Below are 16,028 nucleotides of genomic sequence, written 5' to 3'. Positions count from 1 at the left end.
TAATTGCCTACATACGGCATAATTTGTTTTCTTTGCGGCGAAATATAAAAGACTAATTTATTCAGTTATTTACAAAATAGGTGTCATAACGCCATCGTTTTATATGGCTTGATTTATGCTTTGAATTTGCGAGATAGAATGATTTTAAGCCAACTGTGGCACTCTCTTACATTATTAGAAGATAAATTATGTTTTTAAAAACAAAAATTGACCTGCACCGAGCATTATTGACCGCCATGAGCTGCAGTTGCCTGATAATAACCGGCTGTGGAATAAATGGCACTGAAACCCACCAGGCTCAGAAAGCTGGTATTAAAGTAAGCAATAATGAACGATTTGGAATAGTAGATATAAACGTTAATGATGAATTTGACACATTTCACACTCATAAGCGTATTAGTAACTACACCAGTAAACTAGCCCACGACTTACTTAAAAACCTCAGAGGCACAATGCTGGAGACTCCCATTGCTGTCACTTCATTTGTGAGTTTTGATACTGAGTCTCAAGACAACTCAAAACTGAGCGCATTAATAAGTGAAAATTTATTAGGGCAACTTCAAAGTCAGAATATACCTGTGGTTGACATTCACCTTATGGATGCTTTGTTATTAAACAAAGAAGGCAGTTTTGCATTTAATAGTGATATGGAAGGGTATTTTTATAGTGAATCGGTTAAGTACGTTCTTGCAGGTTATATGACTCAACATAAGCATGGTGTCGTTATCAACGCTCGAATAATGCAATTCGACAATAAACAAATCATGTCTTCTGCTTCAACTCTCATACCTTATTACGTTGCCGACTTATATAATTAAAGGTTATCCGACCTAAAAAAGTAAAGGTTGCAGCTACGCTCACAGATAATTTCAGCAATCTGTCTGACGATAATAAAGAAAATAGACCGGTTGGTTATGTAAAATAAAGTTTGTTAGCTTATATGCTTGTATCAACCGCTTACACCTAAGCCCAAATAAAGAATATTATTTCACTTTGCTTCCAAGATACTCAACGACTGCGCAAGATACTAGGTGACGCGCTCCGTCACAGATCCTTTTGGCTTGATTTACCGAAGTGAAGGGCCCTACTCTCAAACTTTGATAAGCAATATTCTGTTGAACGATTTCTGTCCGCAACGGTCTTTTGCCGCGAGTTAATTCTGTAGGCAGTTTCTTTTGAAGGTAAAGCCATCCTGGCAAAACAGATTTTTCATCACTAAATGCTGCTATATGTAAACCTATCTCAAATTTACAGTGACCAATCAAAGCGTTTGATTTTGAACGACAATTTGAAGGATTATCAGCAGCATAGTTTCTGGTGACAGAATTATTCTCTTCTGTTGTATTCTGAATTCGCTTGTTGTCGCTTTGAACATTACTTTTTATTGGTGTGGTTCCCAATGGATCTGTACCAAGTGTAGAATACCTTGCCAACTCAGCTACAATAATTTGCATATCTGATTCGAGCGCTAGTATTCTCTGAAGTTCAGGTTCTAATTCAGTATAGCGTTCGAGCTTTTGTTCCAATTCACTTTTCACCAAAACGTCTAATTCATTATCCACCATTGAACAACTAACTAATAGAGCACTGTTAATTAGAAGAAAAAACATGTTCGTTAAACTACCATTTATCATTGATACCAGAAACTTGTCATTGTTTTTCTGCATACTATTATTCCATAGGGTTTGTAGAGCATTCACATGCTCGATTATATTTTGGCATCCAAGACATAGTCACCTATTTCGGCCATCAGCTTATGTCTATTCCCATCTATTTGTTTCGCTGCAATTATTAGACCAATAGATTTTTGCAGTAACTAACCCCCCTTACTCAGATGAAACATCAAATGAAGGGCTATAAGCGGAAAAAAACTGCCAGCTTTTATCCACTGGCACAAAGAATCGCCGCACTTGGTTTAATGTCTGATGCGTTCACAAACTGCATTCATATTTAGTTTTATTATTTGACCAAAGGAAGTGAAAATCGTTATGGTTAACTGTGTTTTTCGAATCGGTAAAAGTAGTTGCTCAAACATTTATTAATTTTATGCTTTGTATTTGTGATACTTAGCTGCTCGTCAACCCCAAATAATTCACAAGTCACTCCACTAGAGGAAGCGAATACTCCTCTAATAACACTGTCCTATGTAAAAGCCTATTTAATGATTGGCAATATCACCAAGGCTGATGAAAGATTTCAATCGATTCAAACACCTGAATTAGTTCCAGGCGCAATGCTGGTCTTAGCGCAACTACGAGCCTTAAAAGGTGATAACTTAGGTGCACAGCAAGCATTTATGTTGGCTCTTGATAACCAACAATTCTCAGACCTGCCATTTTATCCTAAGTTACTGGATTATTTCTGTCACCAAAAGAAGTGGCAATTATTGGAAAGTTACGGTTCTGGCCTACTAAAGTCTTCGAACAACCTAAGCACAAAAAACACGCAACTGAGCATGATTGGGCAGTGCTTTTTCAGAGAACAAAAATGGGACAAGGCAAAATATTGGCTCAATCAACTTGATTTAATGCAAACAGTCGATCCAATTGATTTCCTCGCGTTAGCCCGACTAAGTATTGAAGATAAGCAATTTAATACGGCGAAACAATTCATTAACCGTTTTGAAGAAACTAAAACCAAAGTGGATGCTCCTGCATTGTGGACTACTTTAGAAGTTTACCAAGGGTTGCAAGAACTAAAACGCGCGGAACAAATTGGTCAAAGTTTAAGTGTTTTGTTTCCTGACAGCGACTACAGCAGAATTTATCGACAAATGCGCAGGCTAAAGGTCCAAATAGTAAACAATAATGAAAAAGCAGCTCCCACCATACAAACTGAACTTGAAACTGAGCACCTTATCCACATCATGAAAAAAGGTGAAACCTTATATCAATTATCTAAACTTTACGGCATTTCTATCCCTGAGCTACAGGCATGGAACCCCGACTTAGCGATCAACAATATATCGGTTGGCACTGAAATACGCATATCACACAGTCAATAAAGTGAAGTTTTAATATTTATGTCACACCGCTGTGAAAACGAAATTCTTTATCTGGGCTTCGAATAAGTGTGGCTTCTTTTTGCCCCAAAAATTGCACCCTGTCATCAATTGGCGCTTTTGATATCAACTTTGCTAAAGTTAAGTAATAATCCTGAAAATGCCTAGCTTCGCTGCGCAGCAACGACACATAGAAACTCTCTAGTTCACTCTATCTAGGTAGGGAGATATTTTCGCGAAACGCTCACAGGAGCGCGCTTCTATATATACGCCAAAAATTAAAGTGTCGCTGAGCTTAGCTGGCTCATGGGTGCGAACGTGTTTCACTAGGCCTCTGGCATAACGGGATGCTATAAGATTGTCGTAGGTCACTCCCCTACTCTGCATAATTTCCCACATCTGCTGAAAATGATGTAACTCTTCTTTTATCAACAACACCATTTTACTGATCAATTTCTTGGATAAATTCTCGTAATCACTAAAATCACCATCGCCTATTTTTCGATAAACAAAATCTTCATAGGGCTTTAGCCAGGCTAACAAAGCGTTTCCACTTTGCAGTTCTACTGCATACCAGCGCAACAGTAACATCGCGGTTTGTGCCGCTTTGAGTTCACTAAAGTAAACATTGAGCAAACAGAAATTAATTAATTTTTAAATTAAACATTAACCAAGGTTATGACTGTTTGATAATTAGCTTACGACCAATAGAGATTGCATTTAGCAACACAAAATGCCAACGAGATATGATAGAATCTAGAGCCACCGCCATACAATAATAATCGTACTCCTATTGTCTTACTCTGAATTATTAAAACCAATAAACTCGTTTTTGCAATGTGCAACGCCACAAGAATGGATAGAAGAAGCAATTAAACCAGAAAACTTTTCAATGCTACTTTTAGACCATTTAATATGTGAATTAAAAGCAGCTCAATCAGCTATGTTCTTGATCCGAAAATATGCCGTTGATAAAAGTGGTGGCAATGCTTTGCTAGACTGGTTACAACCATTTGAACAACTTATTTATAAAAGAGAAGGTAATTGGCGTGAATTAGCAGCAAAAAATAAGCTGACAAAATCTGTTATTCCAAAATCTGATTCTCCTTATGGACAAGACCTCATAGATAAAATGGTATTGTTAATCAAAGAAGAGCTGCATCACTTCTACCAAGTATTAGAAATGATGGATCATTATGGAGTTGAATATAAGAGTATTACTCCATCTCGTTACGCAAAAGGCATGCTAAAACACGTCAAAACACATGAGCCAGAAACCTTAGTAGATAAGCTAATATGTGGAGCTTATATTGAAGCACGCTCGTGTGAGCGCTTTGCTGAGCTTGCCCCCCATGTAGATAAACGATTAGGTGATTTTTATATATCTCTATTAAGATCTGAAGCTCGTCACTATCAGGATTATTTAGAACTTGCACAGTCGATAGCTCCAGCAAGTATCAAAGCTAAAGTAGAGCATTTTGGTAAGATTGAAGCTGATTTAATAACAAGCCCCGATGCTGATTTTAAATTCCATAGTGGAATGCCCAACCAAGCAAAATAAAGCCGGCTAGTGCCGACTCAAAATTATTTTAACACTTCTCTTAGCTCCGAGAGAAAAACTCTTTTAACTGAAAACCAAGTTTGGCATTAAATGGATAATCGCAATGCCATAATCAGTCATGTCGAAATAAATTACGTCTCTAACTTCCCTACACATTCGATACCCCGTCAAGCACATTTAAGTCCCTTACAACCCTTGGTTCCTCAACACTAAATAGCTCATTAAACTTATTTTCATAATTTCATTTGACGTTTCATACCGTTCGGTATATTATTCATTTAAATACCACTTGGTACAAATTAAAGCGAGAACTGAAAACCAATGAATCACTTTTTCAGGTAGAGCGTCTCGTTACTTTAAGTTTAATCCACAGAAAAACAGAGTTACGCCATGTTCAATAATTTACTTTCTAAAAATCTAGTCCCCATCATTAGTTTTACTTTAATGCTTTCAACAGTAGTTGTTGGTAGTGTTTGGTCTCCTAGTAGTGACGCTGCTTTGAACAAGCAAAATCGTCAATTCAGTACTAACAATAAAACCACCCAAGCCGTTGCGGTCGATGTACTTATTGGCTCAGATGATATTACTGGGATTCGGTTGGCCTATAGGCCTTATATTTACGAACTAAAAAATGTGCCGTACTTTGACAAGTTAGATATTTACTGGGAAACCAGCTTAAACTTTTGGGAGTATGGTGAACAAAATAGCCATGAAACAAATTTTGTGCTCGCGCTGTCTCCAGTGGTCAGTAAAACGTTCTATTACATTAAAGACAAGTACCCACTTAAATGGGAGTTTGGTATTGGTGTATCTTTGGTTAATGACACCAAGTTTGCAGGCAAAGATATCGGCTCACATTACCAATTTGAAGACCGATTAGGTTTAACTGTTGACTTAAACAACAAACAGACAGAATCGGTTTCGTTAAGGTATATGCACTACAGTAACGGCGGCTTGAACAGCAAAAACCCTGGGGTGGACTTTTTGAATATGTCTTACGCCTATAAGTTTTGATAGTGGGTGTAAAAACAAACACCCGACTAACGATATTTAGCGATCAAAAAAGGGGGATACTCAATCAAAGTATCCCCCTTTTTTGTCATTCTGAGCACCGAAAACACTATTTCTAATCAGCTCAACCCATGTCTCTTTATTAAATTACATTTAGCTTTCAACCACTTGGGACTAAAACTCATAGGCTTTAGACATAGATCACCTATATCTAAAGCATCATTCTACTGACCCTTTCCTGCCGGAAAGCTCGCCAACGCTAAATTGGCTACATCAATCAATTGTTCTTCAGTGGCGCCACTACTGGCCTGAATAGAAATACCTTGCATTACTGTGTTTAGGTATCGAGCCAAATTACAAGCATCCACACTTTCTGGCAAATCACCTTGTGCTTTAGCCAATTCAAATCGATCTTTAATTTGATCTTCACTTTGCTGTCGGTATTTAATTAATTCTTCTTTAACGCCGGCAGCAGCTTCACTGCAAGACAAAGCTCCTTGGATCATCACACAACCTTGAGGGTGAGAATTATCGGCCATGCTTTTAGCGGCTCCCATAAGCATGCTCTCTGCCACTTTATAGGCTGTTGGCTGCCCTAACGCAGGTTTAAAAAAACCGCAGGGGCGATTTTTATAAAATTCAATCGCCTTTAAAAACAACTGCTCTTTATTACCAAAAGCAGAATACATGCTAGGTTTATTGATACCCATTGCAGAGGTTAAATCAGACAAAGACGCGCCATCAAACCCTTTCTCCCAGAATACTTCCAATGCTTTTTCTAGTGCCACTTGCACATCAAAAGCTCTAGGCCTACCGATTGCGGTAGCACAATTTGCGGTACTCATTGAATAACTCCCAATTTAACTTTGTTCACATAATAAACGCCTAATTATCACATGTCCATAGCACATTACTTACTTGTCAGTACAAAAAAAGCAGTATCTTTTAAAGCGCCGATACTTCTGAGCACTGCGTTTTCGGCTACTATCTCGTGTCCCAAGCCTTAAACGATTTGACAACCTTACAACTCTCCATGCCCTACTTGAAAGCGGAAAATCACCATATAAATAAAACGCATGAGGTATATTTTATTTTTCATACCAAATGGTACACAACATTTGACTACACCACTGAAATCTATATTCTTACCAACCAGTACACAACTAATTTTAAAACACATTAAAAAATAGGTTAAGAGAACTCATGAGCACAAAACACACCATAAAGAATTGGATATTAGGCGGAATCGCAAGTGTTGTGTTGCTTGCTTGCGGCACCCAAGATAAGGCAACAAACCAAGCCCCTACCCCCTTAGCACCGCAAGTCAGTGTTGCTAAAGTGGTCAATGAACGAATCACAGAGTGGGACGAATTTGCCGGCCGTTTACAAGCGCCGCAAACGGTGACTTTGATGCCTCGTGTATCGGGCTATATAGAGGAGGTTTTGTTCGATGAAGGAGCAGTAGTCAGTAAAGGCGAAGTACTGTTTCAAATTGACCGTCGAGCATTTAAAGCCGAAGTTGAGCGTTTAAGAGCCGAACTACAAAGTGCGGATAGTGCGTTTGTACAAGCAAAAAACGACTTTAAACGAGCCAGTAAACTTAGCGAACAAAACGCAGTATCTGTTGAAACCCTAGATGGCCGCTTAGCTCGTAAACAACAAACCCAAGCAACGATTGCGTCTGTAAAAGCGGCGTTAGAGCAGGCAGAGTTGGATTTATCTTATACGCAAGTTACTGCGCCAATTTCAGGTCGAGTTTCCTATGCTCAAATAACTGAAGGAAACTTTGTTACTGCAGGGCAAAGCCAACTCACTACTTTAGTGTCTATGGATAAAATGTATGCCTATTTTGACGTTGACGAACAAACTTACCTTAAATATTCACAGTTAGCCGAGTCGGGAAAACGTTCGGATGCACGTGATGCATCTGACAATCCGGTGTATATGGCACTTGCCAATGACGCAAATTTTAGCCATGTAGGTAACATTGATTTTGTTGATAACGCTGTTAACCAGCAAACTGGCACTATTCGTATTCGCGCTAGTTTCCCGAATATTGACCATTCATTGCTGCCAGGCTTATTTGCTCGCGTTAAACTCACGGGTAGCCATTCTTATCAAGGTATTCTAATTGACGAAAAAGCCATTGGAACTGACCTAAACAGAAAGTTTGTGTTGGTTGTTAATCAAGATAATCAATTGGAATATCGTAAAGTTGTTTTAGGCGAAAAAGTAGAAAAGCTACGCATCATCACCGAAGGATTAAATCCCAATGATGTCATAGTGGTAAACGGACTGCAGCGTGTTCGCCCTAATATGCAAATTCAGCCTCAGATGGTCGATATGACTTCACAAGAGACATTAACTGCTTTGCGTCAGCAACAAAAGCTACTCGACCAAACCAGCAACGAATTGACAGCGAAAGCCGACAAAACCTTAGCTGGTCGCGGGTAAGGGGAAAGTAATGTTTTCGCAATTTTTTATTCGACGCCCGATATTTGCAGCTGTTATTTCCCTTATTTTTTTTATTGTCGGTGCCATATCAGTATGGCAACTGCCAATAACTGAATACCCAGAAGTGGTGCCGCCTACTGTTGTGGTTACCGCTAATTATCCTGGAGCCAACCCTAAAGTTATAGCCGAAACGGTTGCTTCGCCGCTAGAGCAAGAAATTAACGGTGTCGAAAACATGTTATACATGTCTTCTCAGGCCACTTCTGACGGGCGAATGACCTTAACCGTCACCTTCGCTATTGGCAGTGACGTGGACTTAGCCCAAACCCAAGTGCAAAGTCGAGTTGAACGTGCCAAACCGCGTTTGCCAGAAGAAGTTCAGCGCTTAGGCATCACCACCGAAAAGTCGTCACCTAGTTTAACCATGGTGGTGCATTTAACCTCGCCTGATAAACGTTACGATATGTTGTACTTGTCGAACTACGCGAGTTTGAACGTTAAAGACGAGTTAGCGCGCATTGAAGGAGTTGGCCAAGTTCGTGTATTTGGCGCCGGCGATTACAGTATGCGCGTTTGGCTCGATCCGAATAAAGTCGCGGCGCTTGGGTTGTCTCCAAACAATATCGTGACCGCCATTCGAGAACAAAATCAGCAAGCAGCAGCAGGCAGCTTGGGCGCGCAACCAAGTGGTAAAAGTGACTTTCAACTTCTAATCAACGTCAAAGGCCGTTTGTCAAACGTTTCAGAGTTCGAAGACATCATCATAAAAGTCGGAGAACAAGGTGAAATTAGCCGTTTGAAAGATGTGGCGCGGGTTGAATTAGGTGCATCTAGTTATGCATTGCGCTCAATGCTAGATAATCAAGAAGCCGCTGCGATCCCCGTGTTTCAAGCGTCAGGCTCTAATGCAATCCAAATTTCAAACGATGTGCGTAGCAAAATGGCAGAGTTGTCTCAAAGCTTTCCCGAAGGTTTAGAGTACAACATCGTATACGACCCGACTGTGTTTGTGCGTGGCTCTATACAAGCTGTAGTTAAAACGCTACTAGAAGCGGTATTACTGGTGGTGTTAGTGGTAGTGCTGTTTTTGCAAACATGGCGCGCCTCTATTATTCCATTAGTTGCGGTACCAGTATCTTTAGTGGGCACCTTTGCTTTTATGCACCTGTTAGGGTTTTCTTTGAACGCACTGTCGTTATTTGGACTCGTGCTGGCCATAGGTATAGTTGTCGATGATGCCATAGTGGTAGTAGAAAACGTTGAGCGAAATATCGACGAAGGTTTATCTCCAGTTGCGGCCACTGAAAAAGCCATGAAAGAAGTCACAGGTCCAATAGTGGCAACCACCTTGGTATTGGCGGCAGTGTTTATTCCAACCGCCTTTATGTCTGGATTAACAGGGCAATTTTATAAGCAGTTTGCTCTAACTATTACCATTTCAACCTTTATTTCGGCCATCAACTCTCTAACGTTGAGCCCTGCTCTATCGGCCTTGTTACTAAAAAGTCCGGATCAGAAAAAAGATTTACTGACTCGAGCCATGGATAAATCACTAGGTAGCTGGTTGTTTAATCCCTTTAATCGCTTCTTTGCACGTTTATCTGATGGCTACGGCTGGGTTGTTAAAAAAGTCCTGCGCTACGGCGTGTTGGTCGGGGTCATGTACATTGGTTTGCTCAGTATTACCGGACTACAGTTTGCCACTACGCCAACAGGTTACGTGCCAGGGCAAGATAAACAATATCTGATTGCTTTTGCGCAGCTACCCGATGCAGCTTCGCTTGAGCGCACTGAAGAAGTCATTAAAGAGATGTCACATATAGCCCTCGAGCATCCAGGTGTGGTGCATTCAGTTGGCTTTCCAGGTCTGAGCATAAACGGTTTAACCAATAGTACCAATAGTGGCATTGTATTTACGCCCTTAGATGAATTTGAAAACCGCACTGACGCCGCGTTATCGGCTAATGCTATAGCGGCAGCGCTGAATCAAAAATTTGCCGCTATCGAAGATGCCTACATTGCCATCTTCCCGCCTCCACCGGTACAAGGACTAGGCACTATTGGTGGCTTTAGATTACAAATTCAAGATAGAGCCAATTACGGCTACGATGAACTCTACAAAGTGACAATGCAAGTCATGCAAAAAGCTTGGGCTACGCCAGAGTTAGCCGGGGTATTCTCCAGTTACCAAATCAATGTACCGCAACTTGATCTGGACATTGATCGCACTAAAGCCAAGCAACAAGCGGTATCACTAGATGAGTTATTTACCACGCTACAAGGTTACATGGGTTCGGTTTACGCCAACGATTTCAATCAATTTGGGCGAACCTATCAAGTCAATGTGCAGGCTGATGAGAAGTTTAGACAAACTCCTGAGCAAATTGGCCAGCTTAAAGTACGCAATAACCAGGGTGATATGATACCAATTGGCTCCTTTATTAAGGTTACCGACACCGCAGGACCAGACCGTGTCATGCACTACAATGGCTTTACTACGGCCGAGATCAATGGTGGTGCGGCACCGGGATTCAGTTCTGGTGAAGCGCAAGCAGCAATCGAAAAAATCTTAGCTGAAACCTTACCCAATGGAATGAGTTATGAGTGGACAGAGCTGACCTACCAACAGATATTGGCTGGCAATGCCGGAATATATATCTTCCCTCTGATTATCTTATTGGTGTTTATGGTATTGGCTGCGCAATATGAGAGTTTAAGTTTACCTTTAGCTATCATTTTAATTATACCTATGACCTTATTGTCAGCGTTAAGCGGTGTATTGATTGCCGGAGGTGATAACAATATCTTTACGCAAATTGGTTTTATTGTTCTGGTGGGGCTGGCAACCAAAAACGCGATATTAATCGTAGAATTTGCCAAAGACCTTCAAGACCAAGGGCGCACCGCGTACCAAGCCATTCTCGAAGCTGGTCGCTTACGCTTACGCCCAATATTGATGACGTCTATTGCGTTCATCATGGGGGTAGTGCCTATGGTGTTTTCTAGTGGCGCAGGGGCAGAAATGCGTCAAGCAATGGGCGTCGCTGTATTTTCAGGCATGATTGGCGTCACGGTATTTGGGTTACTACTTACTCCGTTATTTTATTATGTACTCGCAAAACGAGGAGAGCACAAACCTCTTGACTCCCAATCACTAGCAACAACTAAGGAGGCGATTCATGGGTAAGCCATTAAAAACAGTTGCCATCTTGGGCATACTCTCGATTTTAAGTGCTTGTGCTGTAGGCCCTGATTATCAGGCGCCAAAGCAGGTCAAAAGCATTGACATTACCACGCCATACCAACAATCTGAAAAATTGACGACTTGGTGGCAAGCCTTTAACGATAAAGAGCTCAACCATTTAATTCAAGAAGCGTTAACTGAAAACCATACTTTGCTGCAAGCACAAGCCAATGTGCAGCGGGCTTATGCGATATTTCGTGATGCAGATAACGATTTTCTGCCTAAAGGAACACTAGACGCAGGTTACCAAACTACGAAAAACGCAACGGTTTTGAGTAGCGACAACAATACTATTACTCGCGGTTATACTACTGGTGCAAATCTAAATTGGGATGTGGATTTGTTTGGAAAGATTCGCAGAGCAGTAGAAGCAGCTTCAGCCGAAGCCGAGCAGGCCGACATTCTTTGGCACGACGCGCAACTACAAATTATTAGTCAGATAGCCACAAGTTATGGTGACTATAGAGGGGCGCAATTTCGTTTAAAGGTAGCACAAAAAAACCTCGCTAACCTGCAACAAACTCGCACAATCGTTAAAGTGCGGTTCGAGGCGGGTTTTGCTTCGGAGTTAGAAATGGCGCGAATCGACGCACAAGTATATGCAGTTGAGGCGACCGTTCCGCAATACGGCACATTACTCGCACGTGCTGATGCAACCTTGTCGGCTTTATTAGGCAAGAAGCCCGGCACATTGGCCTTAAACGATCTCAGCGCTTTGCCGCAACTTTCGCAACCCATCGCCTTAACCCAAGGCGAAAACTACCTGCAATATCGAGCCGATGTGGCTAGCTCTGAACGCGCCTTAGCTGCTACTACCGCAAGAATTGGCGTCGCAACGGCTGATTTATATCCCAATCTATCTGTCAGCGGATTTTTAGGATTTTTATCAGGGCCGGGGCTCAGCGTAAACGGCCAGAATGAAAGTTGGAATATCGCTCCAAGCTTAAGCTGGCAAGTAGCTGATTTAGGCTCAGTTAAAGCACGTATTCGCCAAGCAGAAGCGAGCTCGGTTATTGCCCTTGCGCAATTTGAGCAACAAGTGTTTGACGCTCTTGCTGATATGCAGTTTTCGTTACAAAGCTACAATTTTAGCCGTCGACAACAACTCAGTACCGAATATCAATGGCGAGCCAGTGAAAAAGCCATGACAATTGCAAAGCAGCGTTTTGAAGCCGGCAGTGGAGAGTTTTTGGATTTATTGGAAGCGCAACGTGATGTGTTAGAAGGTCGTAGTCAACTAGCCCTTCTTGAACAACAAAGCTTCAATCGATTAGTGGATATATACCGTGCATTTGGTGGCGGCATAAGCGTGATCTAATTTAGTCAATATCTACTTAATTAAATTAGACAATAGGTGCTGAAAACAATACGACTCGCCCAGAGAAATGAAAAGAAGCCGGTCATTAATGACCGGTTTAACGGCCGGCTCAGTGAATGAAGTACGGCGCTTAGTCATATGGCAAGACTCTTTAATCTCTGACTTAGACATCGCCATAATAATTGCTTTGGTGATAATACAGCCATCATTAAAAATAGTGAAAGGGTCAAGAGACAGACTCAAAACCTGCAGAAAACCTAAACCTTGTTGTCGTAGTTAGGATAGATTTAACACCAGTTAAGTCAGCCAACTGCGGGACAATATTACTAAAGGGCATGACATAAAAACCACAGTAATTGGTAAAGTTTACGGTTCTTAAACGTCTATTTGGTATTCACTAGCATTAATGATACGTCTTACATTTCAACTTTTTGATTAGGGTCGAGTTCAGAGATTAAATGCTCTAACTGCTCCCAATGGGTAATAGTATGCACATCATCATGATAACTGTGGTGAATCAAATGACTCGCGCCTGCATACCTAATGACTCGCATATTCGCAGCCTTTGCACCTTGAATCCCCGCTGGAGAATCTTCAATAACTAAACAATGTTCAGCTGCCACCCCCATCTTATTCGCCGCATGTAAAAATAAGTCTGGGGCAGGTTTACCATTTTTCACTTCAGATGCCGTAAATACTTTACCAGAAAAATACTCATTTAAAGCCGTGGTATGCAATGCATGACTTACCTTAGCAGGGCTACTACTGGTTGCCACGCAAGACTTCACATGCAATTTGTCTAGTAAGGAATCTAACTCAAGGGTAGGCTTTAATTCTGTTGTGAAGACATCTAACAATGCATCTCTGTAGGCCAAACGAAAATCTTCGGTCAGAACAATTGAAAAATCAGCTAAGACTTTTGCGGTAACATGCTCAAAGTTGTAACCCAAAAAATGCCTATGAAAATATTCATCAGAGACATTCGCACCTAACTCACTGAGCATTTTAAGCAAAGTTTGCTTACTTAAAATTTCGCTATCGACTAACACTCCATCACAATCAAATATGATTAATTCGATAGGATGACACTGTAAATAATTAGCCAAATTCATGGTAATAAACACCTTACTGTATTTGCTTGTAAGCGTTCGATTTTATAGTTAAGAGCACTAAAAATCAGAACAAATTAACAGCGACTTGCAGCGCACCGTGATTTAACGCAGGGTTCCACATAGCCGTTGCTGAAACAGGTAAACTATATCCAGCTACTTGAAGCTGCTTTTTATATGTAAAACCAAGATTGTTAATATTCGCATTATCAGAATAAAAGTTCTTTTCTTGTATTGGAGAAAAAGCGCCGCCAATAAATACATCAACCGTTTCACCGTCTTTACCTTTCCATACTGGTGCGCTGATTTCTATGTAGTTAGTGTAAGCCCGTTCCTTTTTACCTGAATCGGCATCCACAAAAGAATCAACGCCCTGCACAATAACCGAATAATATACCGAAATAGGCATCTCACCTTCAAAGGTATAACCAAGACCTACATCAATAAAGTTACCTGTTTTTAAAGGGTCTGAAGAATAATCGAATATGTCCACATCACTGTCAGGGATAGACGAATGGTTACCATGATTAACAATTTCAACAAACAACTGATCAGAAAACTGATGGGAAGCAAAATAGGTAAACTCTTTGAACTCACCATTAAAAGAGCCCCCACCCCATAAGCCAAAAGTGGTTTTATTGTCGGCTGTTTTATAAGTCAGTTCGCCTGACGTCATCACTCCGTCGGTGACAATAAATCCATGCCACAGGTGATTAGTTTTAAGGTCGAAACTTAAATCCCACCTCCCTGTATTTTCATTCGCAAAGCTTTGAGAGCTGAAACTAAATAAACAGTATATCGCTATTAAAAAAATTGCTTTCACGGAATTGGTTAACATTTTACTTTCTCCAAAAACAGTGACTTTAGTGAATGGTGATTGATTGGATTTAGCTATGTTCATCGTCAAATATCCAAAACAGATTACGACCAAACAACACGCTTGAGCAAATGCCCATTAGGTGAGCATTTTCCACAACACCGATATTCAGGTCAATGACTTTATTTACAAAAATTTAATAAAATCCTCGATCACTTTTAATAACTTAATATATTCAATAAGTTACAAGTAACTAGATTTTTTTAAATAGCAATTTAGCTTGGTATCTCTGGTATTGGTTAAAACCAGTACATTTAGCCTTGTTACCATTTTGTTTAATTTTTGTATAAAAAAGACGCAGCAAAATGTTGACATACCAACAAACAACTGAGAATATGCCCGAAACTTGAGCATAAGCTCAAACGGGTCAACGATTATTGTAATACCAAGTTGCAAACAAAAAGGCATCCTAATGGATAATAGATCAACAACTGAGTTAAAACGTTTAGAAGACGCCGCTCGCGCAGCATGGCTATATTATGTAGCCAAAAATACTCAAGATGAAATCGCCCAAAAGTTAGAAGTCTCTCGCCAATCCGCACAACGATTAGTTGCCCTTGCTGTAACTGAAGGATTGATAAAAGTGCGTTTGGACCATCCGATTGCACAATGTATGGAGTTAGCGCAGCAGTTAAAAGACAAATTTGCTTTACTGGATTGCGAAATAGTTCCTAGCGATCCAGCCACTCCTGACGCAAATCACGGTTTAGCGCAATGCAGTGCCGCAATTCTAGAGCGTTACTTAAAATCAGAAACGCCAAAAACATTGGCCTTTGGTACAGGCAGAGCGCTAAAAGCTTGTATTGATGAGCTTCCTTCAATGCAATGCCAACAACACAAAATTGTATCACTTGTAGGAAATATGATGGCAGACGGCTCGGCCTCAGCGTTTGATATTGTGGTGACTATGGCAAATCGTATCAATGCTAAACATTTCCCAATGCCCCTTCCCGTCATTGCATCTAGCATTTCTGAAAAAAACACCCTGCAAAACCTGCAACCTGTTAAAAGTATCTTTAGCTTAATTGAACAAGCCGATGCGACTTTTGTGGGCATAGGTCAAATTACCGATAACTCTCCTTTGTTATTAGACGGTTTCATTAATGATTCTGAATTAAGTCATTTGAAAAATGATGGTGCTTACGGAGAAATTGTGAGCTGGCTCTATGACCAAAATGGTCAGCTACTTGATAATGCAACCAATGATCGCGTAGTCAGTGCGCCGTTAATCATTAACGCGTCTAAACCTGTTTATGGCATTGCCGCTGGTTCAGACAAAATACCAGCAATTTATGCTGCCCTGAAAGGCAAACTAATTAATTCGCTAATTACAAACGAGTATACCGCCAAGGCCGTACTCGCTTTGTCTTCAAAGTAAACATTCTTAATTCTAGTTTAAAAATATTATCGCTTATCTGCTTGTTTACGCAGCGATAGTGATAATGAGGAAAAT

Annotated in this window: 12 protein-coding genes and 1 pseudogene; 8 read left to right on the top strand and 5 right to left on the bottom strand. The window is 40.6% G+C overall.

Features of this window, described 5'->3' with window-relative positions:
* Window positions 1–188: 188 nt before the first annotated feature.
* The gene (locus KO534_RS06730) at window positions 189–818 is read left to right on the top strand and encodes a FlgO family outer membrane protein (RefSeq protein WP_215928715.1); all 630 of its coding nucleotides are present in this window, start codon (window positions 189–191) and stop codon (window positions 816–818) included.
* A 165-nt stretch (window positions 819–983) separates the two neighbouring features.
* Here KO534_RS06730 and KO534_RS06725 read toward each other — a convergent pair whose 3' ends face one another.
* Window positions 984–1,667 carry a hypothetical protein gene (locus KO534_RS06725; RefSeq protein WP_215928713.1) on the bottom strand — a complete coding sequence of 228 codons (684 nt, stop codon included), beginning with the start codon at window positions 1,665–1,667 and terminating at the stop codon, window positions 984–986.
* A 494-nt stretch (window positions 1,668–2,161) separates the two neighbouring features.
* Between KO534_RS06725 and KO534_RS23385 the strand changes: the two genes are divergently transcribed.
* On the top strand, window positions 2,162–3,004 hold the full coding sequence (locus KO534_RS23385) for a LysM peptidoglycan-binding domain-containing protein (RefSeq protein ID WP_252731991.1): 843 nt from the start codon (window positions 2,162–2,164) through the stop codon (window positions 3,002–3,004).
* Window positions 3,005–3,020: 16 nt separating this feature from the next.
* Here the strand turns inward: KO534_RS23385 and KO534_RS06715 are convergent.
* Window positions 3,021–3,616: pseudogene (locus KO534_RS06715) on the bottom strand (tRNA-(ms[2]io[6]A)-hydroxylase); the annotation flags it as partial.
* Window positions 3,617–3,794: 178 nt separating this feature from the next.
* On the opposite strand from KO534_RS06715, the gene miaE reads away from it, so the two are divergent.
* Both miaE and KO534_RS06705 read left to right on the top strand, forming a co-directional pair.
* The gene (gene miaE, locus KO534_RS06710; RefSeq protein WP_215928711.1) at window positions 3,795–4,562 is read left to right on the top strand and encodes a tRNA isopentenyl-2-thiomethyl-A-37 hydroxylase MiaE; all 768 of its coding nucleotides are present in this window, start codon (window positions 3,795–3,797) and stop codon (window positions 4,560–4,562) included.
* Between the two features lie 390 nt (window positions 4,563–4,952).
* Window positions 4,953–5,576, top strand: a complete 624-nt coding sequence (locus tag KO534_RS06705; RefSeq protein WP_436836576.1) for an acyloxyacyl hydrolase — start codon at window positions 4,953–4,955, stop codon at window positions 5,574–5,576.
* A 221-nt stretch (window positions 5,577–5,797) separates the two neighbouring features.
* Here the strand turns inward: KO534_RS06705 and KO534_RS06700 are convergent, their stop codons facing one another.
* Complete coding sequence (locus tag KO534_RS06700) at window positions 5,798–6,418, bottom strand: TetR/AcrR family transcriptional regulator (RefSeq protein ID WP_215928709.1); 621 nt, start codon at window positions 6,416–6,418, stop codon at window positions 5,798–5,800.
* A 358-nt stretch (window positions 6,419–6,776) separates the two neighbouring features.
* Here KO534_RS06700 and KO534_RS06695 point away from each other — a divergent pair, with 358 nt between their 5' ends.
* The 3 genes from KO534_RS06695 to KO534_RS06685 are packed head-to-tail and all read left to right on the top strand — an operon-like array spanning window position 6,777 to window position 12,589.
* The gene (locus tag KO534_RS06695) at window positions 6,777–8,027 is read left to right on the top strand and encodes an efflux RND transporter periplasmic adaptor subunit (protein ID WP_215928707.1); all 1,251 of its coding nucleotides are present in this window, start codon (window positions 6,777–6,779) and stop codon (window positions 8,025–8,027) included.
* A gap of 10 nt (window positions 8,028–8,037) precedes the next feature.
* Window positions 8,038–11,214, top strand: a complete 3,177-nt coding sequence (locus KO534_RS06690) for an efflux RND transporter permease subunit (RefSeq protein WP_215928705.1) — start codon at window positions 8,038–8,040, stop codon at window positions 11,212–11,214.
* Entirely contained in the window at window positions 11,207–12,589 is a 1,383-nt protein-coding gene (locus KO534_RS06685) for an efflux transporter outer membrane subunit (protein WP_215928703.1), read from the top strand. The genes KO534_RS06690 and KO534_RS06685 overlap by 8 nt, the downstream gene beginning before the upstream one ends.
* Window positions 12,590–13,005: 416 nt before the next feature.
* Here the strand turns inward: KO534_RS06685 and KO534_RS06680 are convergent, their stop codons facing one another.
* Together KO534_RS06680 and KO534_RS06675 are read right to left on the bottom strand one after the other, a co-directional pair.
* Window positions 13,006–13,701 (bottom strand): HAD family hydrolase, encoded by a 696-nt coding sequence (locus KO534_RS06680; protein ID WP_215928701.1) that lies wholly within the window; start codon window positions 13,699–13,701, stop codon window positions 13,006–13,008.
* Window positions 13,702–13,765: 64 nt separating this feature from the next.
* The gene (locus KO534_RS06675) at window positions 13,766–14,599 is read right to left on the bottom strand and encodes a hypothetical protein (RefSeq protein ID WP_215928699.1); all 834 of its coding nucleotides are present in this window, start codon (window positions 14,597–14,599) and stop codon (window positions 13,766–13,768) included.
* A 388-nt stretch (window positions 14,600–14,987) separates the two neighbouring features.
* Here KO534_RS06675 and KO534_RS06670 point away from each other — a divergent pair, with 388 nt between their 5' ends.
* Window positions 14,988–15,953 carry a sugar-binding transcriptional regulator gene (locus KO534_RS06670; protein WP_215928697.1) on the top strand — a complete coding sequence of 322 codons (966 nt, stop codon included), beginning with the start codon at window positions 14,988–14,990 and terminating at the stop codon, window positions 15,951–15,953.
* Window positions 15,954–16,028 lie beyond the last annotated feature (75 nt).

Source organism: Paraglaciecola arctica (genome assembly GCF_018861065.1).
GTDB classification, from domain to species: Bacteria; Pseudomonadota; Gammaproteobacteria; order Enterobacterales; family Alteromonadaceae; genus Paraglaciecola; species Paraglaciecola arctica_B.
This window is presented reverse-complemented; position numbering and strand designations above follow the sequence as displayed.